Source organism: Nocardia sp. NPDC058633 (genome assembly GCF_042717045.1).
GTDB lineage: Bacteria > Actinomycetota > Actinomycetes > Mycobacteriales > Mycobacteriaceae > Nocardia.
Map to the genome: position 1 here is coordinate 206,247 of NZ_JBHXRA010000006.1, position 11,943 is coordinate 218,189.

General features: G+C 68.0%; 9 protein-coding genes. 5 read left to right on the forward strand and 4 right to left on the reverse strand.

Translation table 11 applies throughout. The annotated features are described in order from the left end of the window. Positions 1-2: 2 nt before the first annotated feature. Together ACFWUR_RS09895 and ACFWUR_RS09900 are read left to right on the forward strand one after the other, a co-directional pair. Positions 3-1,832: a phosphoenolpyruvate carboxykinase (GTP) gene (locus ACFWUR_RS09895; RefSeq protein ID WP_378904675.1), complete on the forward strand. Its 1,830-nt coding sequence runs from the start codon at positions 3-5 to the stop codon at positions 1,830-1,832. A gap of 248 nt (positions 1,833-2,080) precedes the next feature. Further along, positions 2,081-2,260, forward strand: coding sequence for a hypothetical protein (locus tag ACFWUR_RS09900; protein WP_378904678.1), 180 nt, complete (start codon positions 2,081-2,083; stop codon positions 2,258-2,260). A gap of 58 nt (positions 2,261-2,318) precedes the next feature. On the opposite strand, the gene ACFWUR_RS09905 is transcribed toward ACFWUR_RS09900, so the two are convergent. Beyond that, entirely contained in the window at positions 2,319-3,767 is a 1,449-nt protein-coding gene (locus tag ACFWUR_RS09905; protein WP_378904681.1) for an aldehyde dehydrogenase, read from the reverse strand. Positions 3,768-3,978: 211 nt separating this feature from the next. On the opposite strand from ACFWUR_RS09905, the gene ACFWUR_RS09910 reads away from it, so the two are divergent. Continuing rightward, positions 3,979-4,275 (forward strand): hypothetical protein, encoded by a 297-nt coding sequence (locus ACFWUR_RS09910; RefSeq protein WP_378904684.1) that lies wholly within the window; start codon positions 3,979-3,981, stop codon positions 4,273-4,275. On the opposite strand, the gene ACFWUR_RS09915 is transcribed toward ACFWUR_RS09910, so the two are convergent. Further along, positions 4,276-5,076 (reverse strand): methyltransferase domain-containing protein, encoded by an 801-nt coding sequence (locus tag ACFWUR_RS09915; RefSeq protein ID WP_378904687.1) that lies wholly within the window; start codon positions 5,074-5,076, stop codon positions 4,276-4,278. 325 nt (positions 5,077-5,401) lie between these two features. Between ACFWUR_RS09915 and ACFWUR_RS09920 the strand changes: the two genes are divergently transcribed. After that, entirely contained in the window at positions 5,402-6,568 is a 1,167-nt protein-coding gene (locus ACFWUR_RS09920) for a glycosyltransferase family 4 protein (RefSeq protein ID WP_378904690.1), read from the forward strand. Here ACFWUR_RS09920 and ACFWUR_RS09925 read toward each other — a convergent pair. Continuing rightward, positions 6,565-8,523 (reverse strand): hypothetical protein, encoded by a 1,959-nt coding sequence (locus ACFWUR_RS09925; protein ID WP_378904693.1) that lies wholly within the window; start codon positions 8,521-8,523, stop codon positions 6,565-6,567. The two genes, ACFWUR_RS09920 and ACFWUR_RS09925, sit on opposite strands and share 4 nt — an antisense overlap. Positions 8,524-8,731: 208 nt before the next feature. Between ACFWUR_RS09925 and ACFWUR_RS09930 the strand changes: the two genes are divergently transcribed. After that, entirely contained in the window at positions 8,732-9,979 is a 1,248-nt protein-coding gene (locus ACFWUR_RS09930; RefSeq protein WP_378905034.1) for a polysaccharide biosynthesis protein, read from the forward strand. 687 nt (positions 9,980-10,666) lie between these two features. On the opposite strand, the gene ACFWUR_RS09935 is transcribed toward ACFWUR_RS09930, so the two are convergent. Further along, the gene (locus ACFWUR_RS09935) at positions 10,667-11,857 is read right to left on the reverse strand and encodes a DUF3068 domain-containing protein (RefSeq protein WP_378904696.1); all 1,191 of its coding nucleotides are present in this window, start codon (positions 11,855-11,857) and stop codon (positions 10,667-10,669) included. Positions 11,858-11,943 lie beyond the last annotated feature (86 nt).

Below are 11,943 nucleotides of genomic sequence, written 5' to 3' on the forward strand. Positions count from 1 at the left end.
TCATGACCTCAGCGACCATTCCTGGTCTTCGTGGATCCGACGGCAAGGCGCCGACCGAGCACAGTGAACTGCTCGCCTGGGTACAGGAAGTCGCAGAGCTCACTCAGCCCGATCGCGTGGTCTGGGCCGATGGCTCCGACGCGGAATGGGATCGCCTGACCACCCAGCTGGTCGAGGCGGGCACCTTCAAGCAGCTCGACGAGAAGAAGAAGCCGAATTCCTTCCTCGCGCTGTCCGATCCCTCCGATGTGGCCCGCGTCGAATCGCGCACCTACATCTGTTCCAAGACCGAGGCCGAGTCCGGCCCGACCAACAACTGGGTCGACCCCACCGAGATGCGCGCCACCATGACCGAGCTGTACCGCGGCTCGATGAAGGGCCGCACCATGTACGTGGTGCCGTTCTGCATGGGCCCGCTCGGTGCCGAGGACCCCAAGCTGGGCGTGGAGCTCACCGACTCCGAGTACGTGGTCGTCTCGATGCGCGTGATGACCCGCATGGGTGCCGCCGCGCTGGAGAAGATGGGCACCGACCGCCCGTTCGTGAAGGCGCTGCACTCCGTGGGCGCGCCGCTGGCCGAGGGCCAGGCCGACGTGCCGTGGCCGTGCAGCGACACCAAGTACATCACCCACTTCCCCGAGGACCGTGAGATCTGGTCCTTCGGTTCGGGCTACGGCGGCAACGCGCTGCTCGGCAAGAAGTGCTACTCGCTGCGCATCGCCTCGGCGATGGCCCACGACGAGGGCTGGCTGGCCGAGCACATGCTGATCCTCAAGCTGATCTCGCCCGAGAACAAGAACTACTACATCGCCGCCGCGTTCCCGAGCGCCTGTGGCAAGACCAACCTCGCGATGATCCAGCCGACCATCCCCGGCTGGCGCGCGGAGACCCTGGGCGACGACATCGCCTGGATGCGTTTCGGCAAGGACGGCCAGCTCTACGCCGTGAACCCGGAGTTCGGTTTCTTCGGCGTCGCGCCGGGCACCAACCACAGCTCCAACCCCAACGCGATGGCCACCATCGACGCGGGCAACACCGTTTACACCAACGTCGCCCAGACCGACGACAACGATGTGTGGTGGGAGGGTCTCGAAGGCGACCCGCAGCACCTGATCGACTGGAAGGGCAACGACTGGACCCCCGAGTCCGAGGGCCACGCCGCGCACCCGAACTCGCGCTACTGCACCCCGATGTCGCAGTGCCCGACCCTGGCTCCCGAGTGGGACGACCCGCAGGGCGTGCCGATCTCGGCCATCCTGTTCGGCGGTCGCCGCAAGACCACCGTGCCGCTGGTGACCGAGTCGTTCGGCTGGGAGCACGGCGTGTTCATGGGCGCCACCATGGGCTCCGAGCAGACCGCCGCCGCCGAGGGCAAGGTGGGCACCGTCCGCCGCGACCCGATGGCGATGCTGCCGTTCCTCGGCTACCACGTGGGCGACTACCTCAACCACTGGATCGACCTCGGCAAGAACGCCGACGCGAACAAGCTGCCGAAGATCTTCTACGTCAACTGGTTCCGTCGTGGCGACGACGGCCGCTTCCTGTGGCCCGGATTCGGTGAGAACTCCCGCGTGCTGGAGTGGATCGTCGGCCGCATCGAGGGCCGCTCGGGTGCCACGGCCACCGCGGTCGGCAACGTCCCCTCGGCCGCCGATCTCGACCTGGACGGCCTCGACGTGGTCGCCGCCGATGTCGACGAGGCACTCGCGGTGAACGCCGACGAGTGGCGCAAGGAGATCCCGTCGATCGAGGAATGGTTCGAGTTCGTCGGCGACAAGCTGCCCTCGGGCGTGCGTGACGAGTTCGAGGCACTCAAGGAGCGCCTGGGCTGATCGCCGAGTAGCGCTGCCCCCGCAAGTACAGAACCGCCCGTACCGATTCGGTACGGGCGGTTCCTGTTCTGCACAGTTCGTCGGACGATTCCTGCGGACTCTTTTTGGGTATCTCTGTCGATGTCAGAGAGTCGCTGGTGGCGCCGGCGCCACTGTCGCCTATATTCCTCTCGAGCTGAAACCCCTGCGAGACTCCTGCACCGCGACGCGGTCAACGACGAGATCGACGCTGAGAGGTGGTTTGACGCATGACCGATCTGGTGACCGGATTCGAGTCCGACACCTATTCGAGCACGCCCATGCAGCGCGTGGCGGGCCGCCTACAGCGGGCCCTGCCCCCGGGCTGGCGGGTCGACGTCGTCGACCTACCCGCCCGGGGTGAGGTGGCCGCGCAGCCGGTGCTGCGCGTCCATATGCCAGAGATCTGAAGTTTCAGTCGGTCCAGCGGAATGATGCGCACGCCATGTTGCGGGTTGACATGGTGGTCTACTCTGCGGTCCAACCCATGGGCATCAGGACGGACTTCTGCTCGCAGAAGGCGTCCAGGCCCTCCGGGCCGTTCTCGCGGCCGATACCGGAGTCCTTGTAGCCGCCGAACGGTGCGGTCGGGTCGAAGGCGTACCAGTTGATCGCGAAGGTGCCGGTGCGAATCCGAGCCGCGACCTCGACGCCGTGCTCGATGTCGGTGGTCCACACCGAACCGGCGAGCCCGTAGTCCGAGTCGTTGGCGATGGCGATGGCCTCGTCCTCGGTCTCGTACGGGATCACCGAGAGCACCGGGCCGAAGATCTCCTCCTGGGCGATGGTGCTCGCGTTGTCGACGTCGGCGAAGATCGTCGGCTCCACGAACCAACCGCGTTCCACGCCCTCGGGCCTGCCGCCACCGAGTACGAGTCGCGCGCCCTCGGCCTTGCCCTTGGCGATGTAGCTTTCCACGCGATCGCGTTGCTTTTCGCTGATCAGGGGGCCGAGCTGGGTCGCGGGATCGGTGGGATCGCCGGTCTGCATGGTCTTGACGTGGGCGACCAACGCCTCGACGATCTCGTCATAGCGACTGCGCGGGGCGAGAATTCGCGTCTGGGCCACACAGCCCTGGCCGCTGTTCATCAACCCGGAGAACGCCAGCACCGGAATGCTCGCGGCCAGGTCGACATCGGGCAGCACGATGGCGGCCGACTTGCCGCCGAGCTCGAGCGACACGGTCTTGAGCTGCTCACCGGCCAGCGCGGCCAGCTTGCGGCCGACGGGGGTGCTGCCGGTGAAGGTCACCTTGTCGACGCCGGGGTGGCTCGCGAGGTACTCACTGGCCTGCGCCTCGGCGGGCAGCACCGACAGCACGCCGTCGGGCAGGCCCGCCTCGGTGAAGATGTCGGCCAGGAGGTTCGCGGTCAACGGAGTGAGTGGAGACGGTTTGAGCACCACGGTGCAGCCGGCCAGCAATGCGGGTCCGAGCTTGTTCGCCGCGAGGAACAACGGGACATTCCAGGCGGTGATCGCGGCTACCACACCGCGCGGTTCCCGTGACACACGCGAGGTTCCGAACAGGCCGACTCGAGTCTCGTTCCAGGCGAACGTCTTCGCGAGTTCGGTGAGTGCGTCCAACGCGGCGACGGCGGGAATCTGGTTGAGTGTCAAGGCCGCTAACGGCGGCGCACCCATCTCCGCGGTGAGCGCGGCGAGCAATTCCGGCGAACGCTGCTCGATCAGCCGGGCAACCTTGGCGATGACCGCGGCTCGTTCCAGTGGGGGCGTCGATGGCCACGGCCCGCTGTCGAACGCGTCGCGCGCTGCGGCGACCGCCGCGTCGACATCGGCATTCGTTACCGCGGGCACGCTGCCCACGGTCTCCTCCGTTGCGGGGGAGACCACTGAAATGCGGTCACTACCGGCCGGTGTTGTCCACTTACCGCCGATGAACAGACTGTCGTAGTGCATGAGAACACGTTACAGTTTTGCGGGCGAATTGTCTGCAACCTGTTCTAATTCGCTGGGGCGCAACGACTGTGAAGATTGCGAATTCCAACCTGTCGGTTCGCTTTTCGGGTAAACGCACTATTGCGTTCCGGTGGTGAAAAGGGGATGCTTTAGCTACTGATCAGCTCGCTCGATTCATCGGACATTAACAGCGAATTGGGGAGACCGACTCATGGCTGTGCAAGTGATCGGCCGATCGTTGATGACCAGCGACCAGACCGACCATCAGGCGAAAAGCGTGGGCAGTGGCGGATGGGTTGTCTCGTTCCTGCCCGGCCGCACGCTCACGATCGAGCAGGCGACTGCCGCTATCCAGGCCGCTGAGGCGGTCGCGATGGTCGGCGCGCTGGCCGATCAGGTCGGCCTGACCACGCTGGAGACCGTAGGCCTGGCGATTCAGGAATCGCCGTGGGTCAGGGCGCTACCCGAGCCGATTCGGAGGTCGCGGCGCTTGAGCTGGCTGGCGTGATCACGCTTTGGTAGCCACCACCACCAGGTTGCTGACCAGTAGCTCGCGGACCACCGGAACCCGGACCAGCCACCAAGCCCAGCGCGGGTGATATCGCGGAAAAATGGTTCGCACGTCGGCTGAAGTCCTTGCCGCCCAGCGCAATCCATCCGCCGCTGTCACCGCGAACAGTGACCGGCCGAACCTGTTCTTGGGTTCGTATCCGTGCTTGCGCCGATATCGGCGGGCCGCGTACTCGCCGCCGAGGTAATGCCAGAGGCCGGTCTCGTGACCACCGAAGGGCCCGTGCCACACGGTGTACGAGTACACGATGAGGCCGCCGGGCTTGGTCACCCGCACCATCTCGTCGGCCATCAGCCACGGCTGCGGGACGTGTTCGGCGACGTTGGAGGAGAAGCAGACGTCGAAGGCGTTGTCGCGGAACGGCAATGCCATCCCCGACCCGCGCACCGAACCCGACACCCGCAGCCCGGCCGCGTGCATCTCCGACGGGTCCGGCTCCACCGAGACGTAGCGTGCGCCCACCGCCGTGAACTCGTCGGCGAAGTAGCCGGGGCCGCCGCCGACGTCGAGGATCACGGTGCCGGTGAGGTCGTGGCCGGTGATGTCGGCGTAGAAGTCGGCGATCAGCTCGGCGCTGTCGGTGGCGATGCCGCCGTAGAAATGGGCGGGGTCGGACTGCTCGAAGCGGAAGCTGGTGAGCAGGCGCAGCGAGCGGCGCAGAGTCGCACGGCGCGCGAACCTGGATCGGTCGCGTCGCGCGACGGGCTGTTCGGTTCTCGGCGGGGTGGCGGTCGACACGGGCAGGAGTTTATGGGCTGACCCTTCGGTCGCGGCTGGTGGTGGGTGGGTTGGGTTCGTGGGCTTGGTTCGGGGGGTGTGAACGAGGTGGGGTTGGGTTCGTGGGCTTGGTTCGGAGTGTGGGCGGGGTGGGGTTTGGTGGGGTTGGGTTCGTGGGGTTGGTTCGGGGGTGTGGGTTTGGTGGGGGTTGGGGTGGTTGGGTGGGGGTTGGGGTGGATCAGGCGGTGTGGGCGGATGCTGTCGATCCTTCCGTGTTACGCAGGGCACACCCGCTAGTGTGGGGGCCGACGTTTGTCTGCCACCGAACCGAATGCGAGCCCCGACCGTGCGTGAAGTCCTCCTACTCTGCTGGCGTGACACCGGGCACCCGCAGGGCGGGGGCAGCGAGCGGTATCTGGAGCAGGTCGGCGCGCAGTTGGCCGCCCGTGGCATCAAGGTCACCCTGCGGACGGCCGGTTATCCGGGTGCGCCCAAGCGCGAGCGGATCGACGGGATCGACATCAGTCGCGCGGGCGGGCGCTTCACCGTGTACCCGCGTGCGCTGGCCGCCATCGTGGCCGGTCGGCTCGGTTTCGGGCCCCTGCGAGGCCTGCGGCCCGATGTCGTGATCGACACCCAGAACGGCATCCCCTTCTTCGCCACCGCCACGGGCGTGCCCTCGGTGGTGCTGGTGCATCACGGGCACCGTGAGCAGTGGCCGGTGGCCGGTCGCCTGGTCGGGCGGATCGGCTGGTGGATCGAATCCAGCCTGTCCCCGCGTGTGCACCGTGACAACCAGTACCTCACCGTGTCGTTGCCCTCGGCCGAGGAGCTGTCGGTGCTCGGGGTGGACCGCGAGCGCATCGCCGTGGTCCGCAACGGTGCCGAGCCGGTACCCGCCGCGGTCGTCCCCGGTGCCGACGCCACCCGCGCCACCCACCCGCGCATCGCGGTCCTGTCGCGCCTGGTGCCGCACAAGCAGATCGAAGACGCCCTCACCGCCGTCGCTCACCTGCGCGAACGCTTCCCCGACGTGCACCTCGACGTGATCGGCGACGGCTGGTGGGCCCCCAACCTGCGAGCTTGCGCCGACTCCCTCGGCATCGCCGACGCCGTCACCTTCCACGGACACGTCGACGAACGCCGCAAGCACGAGATCCTTTCGACCGCCTGGGTCCATGTGATGCCCTCGCGCAAGGAAGGCTGGGGCCTGGCTGTCATCGAAGCCGCCCAGCACGGTGTCCCCACCATCGGCTACCGCAGCTCCCGAGGCCTCACCGACTCCATCGTCGACGGCGTCACCGGCCTGCTCGTCGACGACGCCCCCGCCCTCGCCTCAGCTGCCGCCGATCTGCTCGCCGACCCCGAGACCAGGCTGGTCATGGGCGAAAAGGCCCGAGCCCGTGCCAACGAGTTCTCCTGGGAACAGACAGGCGCGGGCGTCTACGAGGTCCTCGCCGCCGCCGCGCGCGGCCGCACCGTCAGCGGCTTGGTCTCCCCGACCCGGGACTAGTCGACTCGAGCTCCAGGTGGCACCGGGCTGCTCGCCGGGTGGTCCTCCGACGGCGTGCGATGCGGGCGCAGCGCGGCGGCGGTCAAGCCCGCGAGCAGGAGGAAGGCCCACAGGAGGTGGGCCGCGACGGAGGTCCGGCGCTGGGCCGGGGTAGCGGTGTCGAGAAGGTGGTGCGACGGGATCCGATAGAGGGCCAAGTCCCGGTCTTGGTAAATCGATTCCGCTGTGGCAAGGGTCTTTTCGGAGTTTCCGAGTGGCCCGGGGCTGGTGCGTTCGATGAGGATCCAGCCGACGCCAAGGGCCGCGAGATCGCTGGACGGCGCACCTCGGAGCAGCGCTTCCTCGACTGTGCGGGCGCGGCTGCCCTCGCCGGTCACCGCGTAGCCGCGGACTCGGAGCTCGCCGGTTTGGAGCACGTCGTTCGGGAGAATCCGGGGGGCCGGGTCGAGAACGGGAGCTGTTCCGCTGTAAGGGAACCGGCGGAACATGCCGGCGGGGAGCACGGCTACATCGCCGGGGCCGTCGATGTGATCGACGACCTGCTGCCAGCCCGCGGGGTAGTGGACGGGACGCATCGCACCACCGACGCCCCAGGCCAGGTCGGCCATGGGGAGGGTGAGCAGAAGAACGAAAAAGACTGCGGTGGCGCGTATTCCGGAGACGCCGGGGCGAATTCCCTTGTTTGCTGCGGGTATCGGCAATTCGTCGGCTGTATCCGACTCGGCGCGTGGGTGATTCGCGACCCGGCTCGGCGTCGCATCCGAGTCGTCGGCGCCGGTGTCCGCTGAATCGGCACCCGGAGGCGCTTCGGTCAGCAGCCGGCGGCCCGCCGTAGCGACGGTGCGGCAGGCGGCCGCGGCGCACAGCGCGTACGCGGGCATCGCCAAAGCGACGTACTTCTGCGTATCCCGCAGCAGGCCGGCGCCGGGAACGTGCACCATCAACCACTCCCCGGCCGCCAGCCCCCCACTGGTCGCGCCGAGGGCGGGCAACACGATCGCCACCGCCGCGATCACCAGCAGTGCCCGCCCGTCACGCCCGAGCGCCCACACCGCCCGCACCCCGCAGGCGACGATGCCGAGCAGCAAGAGTGTGCCGACCAGGGCCAGCGGGGTCGTGCGGCTCGCGGGTACCGCCTCCCCGTTCCAGATTCCACCGAGCCCCGCGAGGCTGCCGAGCGTGCCGAGCCACGGCTCGGCCCGTGCCGCGAACGCCGAGACACCGGTGGGGTCCGACGGTTCGGCCCCCGAACCGAGCGCGGTCGCGGTCAGCCACGGCGCGCAGGTGACGACCCAGACAACGATGCCGGGGATCAGGGCCCGCCGCCCGATCAGTGCGAGCCCGATGACAGCGGCGAGCAGCGAACCGGTGGGCGTCAGCCCGGCGGCGGCGAAGCTCGCGGTCAGTGCGGCCCACCCACCGAGAGCTCCCGCGTGGCCGGTGAACCTGAAGCGTCGTGTGGCCCCGGCGACTTCGCTGGGTGCTGTTGTGCCCGCAGCAGTTCGAATGCGTGCGGCGGCGAGCGCGGTCCACGGCAGGGCGGCGTATCCGGCGAGCAGGCTCCAGTGGCCTTGCAGAAGTCGTTCCGCGACATAGGGATTCCACAACGCGAGAGTCGCGGCGACCAGTTGCGCTCCGGTGGAGGCGGAGAGGAATCGTCGTGCGAGCACCGCCGCACCGTATCCGGCCGACCACAGCGCGACGATCAGGATCGCCTTCACGAGAAGCCCACCGTCGATCACCGGCGAGAGCACGGCCAGCAGTGCGTCCTGCGGGACAGCGCGGGGCGCGGCGGCGCCCAAGCCGAGTGCGGAATCGGTGAGGTACGAGCGCGGGGTGCTCACCGCGTCCCGCAGCAGCAGATAGCCCGATCCGGCCAGCGGCCCGACGATGATCATCGTGAGAAGGGCGCAGTATCCGGCCACCAAGGCCCTTGTACGCCCGCTACTCGTCACGTCCACGCACCTTACGTCCCGTCGGGCGCCGCCGTGGCCGGGGGCAAATAGCCGCTGTTCGAGGCCGAATCGCTCGAGGTGAGTCCGCGCGGACTCACATTTTCGGGGTAGCCGTGATGGCGAACACAGTGAGGTGCGACGATGAGGCGTGTCCTCAGTCCGCCGCCCGCCCGTTGTCGCCGATCTGACCTGGGTGACGGCCGGCGCGATGACCGCCAACGTCGCCGGGTACCTGCTGCAATTGTTGGCCGGGCGCTGGCTGGGAGTGGCCGGGTACAGCGAGTTCGCGAGTCTGCTCGCCGTGCAGTTGTTGTGCGCGGTGCCCGCGCTGGCCATGCAGAACGTGGTGGCGCGGGAAGTGGTGCGCGGGGCCACGCTGAGTGCGGTGCGCGCGATGCAGTGGCGGTGCGCCGGGTTGGTCGCGGCGGTCTCGGTGGTGCTGGTCCCGGTGGTAGCCGCAGTGCTGGACGTAGGAGTGTGGGCTGCCGCTGCCGCGCTCGGTGCGGCGCCCGCGTTGGTGATCCTCTCCGGTGAACAGGGAATCCTGCAGGGCGGCAATCATTTCCGTGCGCTCGCCACGGTTCTCGCGATGGCGGGTACGGCCCGGGTGGCGCCTGCGCTGCTCGCGCTCGCGCTGGGTGGCGGTGCCGCCGGTGCGCTGTGGGCGGGTGCGGTCGGCATCGTCGGCGCGGCGCTCGTCGCCGGCCGCATCGCTCGCTCGACGACCCGTGCGACGGATCGTCCGACCGACGCCGGGGAAAGCCGAGGACAGGCGGGCGGGGCCGACCACGAGCCGGTGCCCGAGACGAAGGCCGTCGGCGTCCTGCCGGTGTTGCGGGCCGTCCAGGTGCAGGCCGCGCTGATGGCGCTGTCCTCGGTCGACCTGATCGTGGTCCGCATCGTCCTCGACGAGGTCGACGCGAGCCGCTATTCGCTGGGCACCATCGCCACCAAGATCGCGTTCTGGCTGCCGCAGGCAGTCGGTGTGGTGCTGTATCCCCGGATGGCCCAGCCCACCCATTCGGCCCGCGCGATCCGCGACGCGCTGTCGGTACTGTCCGTGATCGGTGTGGTCGCGGTGATCGGCGCCGCGCTGGCCGCCCCCCTGGCTCCCCTGTTCGCCGGCGAGGACTACGCGCCCATCCAGGGCCTGCTGTGGCTGTTCGCCCTGCACGGCGCGATCCTGGCGGTTCTCCAGGGCGCCCTGCTCTCGGCGATCGCGGTAGAACGCACGGCCCTGGCCACCGTCACCTGGATAGGCCTGGCCATCGAGGTAACGCTGATGCTCACCTTCGCCCGCACCATCGAATCCCTGATCGGCACAGCCGTCTCCGTAGCCGCCGTCACCACCACGATCGTCGCGGTAGTCGTCCTCCGCACCGCCCGCACCACACCCCGCCCCCGGACAACACCCGACACACCTGCCTCCGGCCTGGCGCGCACTGACCGGGACTGACCGAAGTCCTAACACCCCACTCAGACCGGCCTTCCCGGGCCGCATAATCCTGATGCGTCACCGCTCACGTGCCAGGTGTGGGGTGGTAGCCGAATGCGTCACTACCCACGTGGACAGCGTGGGCTGGGTAGTGGTGATGCGTCACTACCTACGTGTACAGCGTGGGCCGGGTATTCCTGGTGAGTCACTAGCAATGTGCCCAGTGGGGGTCGGGTAGTCGTGGTGCGTGACAACTCAGGTGTACAGCGTGGGCCGGGTATTCCTGGTGAGTCACTAGCAATGTGCCCAGTGGGGGTCGGGTAGTCGTGGTGCGTCACCCCCCCCCCACGTACACAGCCTGGGCCGGGTAACCCTGATATGTCTCTACCCGGAGGGGCCCGCCCCGATCTGGACTGAGCGGAGGGTGCGACGAAGGAGTACCCGGAGGGAGGGAAGATCGGGGGCCCGAAGGGCCCCGACTCGAGCGCGTCAGCGCTCCAACAAACACAGCAAGGTCCACCCGCCCCGGGCCCGGTTTTACGTGTGCAGCAAGGTTCACCCGCCCCGGGCCCGGTTCTCCGTAGACGGCAAAGCGCACCCCCTGCCCCCGACTTCACATGTACAGCAAAAGGTCGCGAACCATCCCGCCCCCAAAAACAACAACGACCCCGGTCAAAAGACCGGGGCCGCTGCCGAAGCTCACATCCGCTAGGGACGCTTGTCGATATCGATCTGCTCAGTAGGAGCGTCGTAATCCCCACGAGGGAACTGCGTAGTCGGCGCGTCGTCCCCATCCCACCGAGTAGCCGCCGCGTTATCGGGCGCAGCGGTAGGCGCGGGCGTCGGACGCGCACCACGAGGAGTCGCGTGGGCCGCGGTGCCACCACCGCGGAAGCCGAGGAACAACCCGGCCAGCAGCGCCAACACACCCAACACGCCGAACACGATCGGAACTACACGCCCGAACAGCGACAGCTTGTCGGTGTTCTCCTTGGCGATGGCGATCTGGGACTCGACGGTCGCCTCGTCGAAGACCAGGTGCGACTTCAGCGCGGTCACCTCTGGCTTGTCTCCGGAGCGCCCGTAGAACAGGTGGATCGACTCACCACCCTTGATCACGGTGCCGGTCTGCGGCTCGACCCACAGGTCGCGCACGTTGGTGTAGTAGCGCGTCATGGTGACGGGGGCGTCGCCGCCCTCGACGCCCCACTTGGCGGCGGGCAACGTGAGCCGGTTGGTGGGCGACTGAACGACGTCCCATGTGCTGGTGACCGGCACGGTCATCTGGAACCGGTACACCTTCATGTTGTTGATCTCGGTCTCTTCGATGAAGTTCGCGTCGAAGGACTCGCGCACGTTGATGTCGAAGTACGGGTAGGTCTTCTTCTCGGTGCCGATCGGGAAGCGGTAGCCGATGCCGGTGTGCTGCACCGGTTCCATGACGCTGCCCTCGTTGTTCACGGTCACCGCGATCGACCCGTTGGGTTCGTCGTCCACCGGCATGCCGGTGGTGCGCGAGATGGTGACGCGGTCGATGGCGGCGGTGAGCAGGCCGGTGTCGCCCTGCACGTCGGTGCGCCGCAGCGTCGTGCCCGCCTGCAGCGTCATCTCGTCGGCGTCGGAGGGCTCCTCGACGGTGACGAAACGCTGGGAGATCAGCGGTACATCCTTGTTCACCACGGCGGCACCGTCACCGGAGGTCAACGACTTGGAGTCGAGGACGAGGCTTTCCTCGCCCTTCTGATTCTCCGCGATCGTGGTGATCTCGAGGTCGAGTGGAGTCTTGGCTACTTTGCTCACCGTGTAGGTGGGGATCATCAGCGCGGCGACGAGTAACGCCGCGCCCAGACCCACGAGCACACAGGCGACCGTTCTTCTGGTACCGGCACTCAGTGCCATGCAAACTCTCCTCGTCGTTCGAACACGGATGGCCCGGTGGTCTGGTATTGCACCACAGACACGCGTGAGCCCCGACACTAACAGCC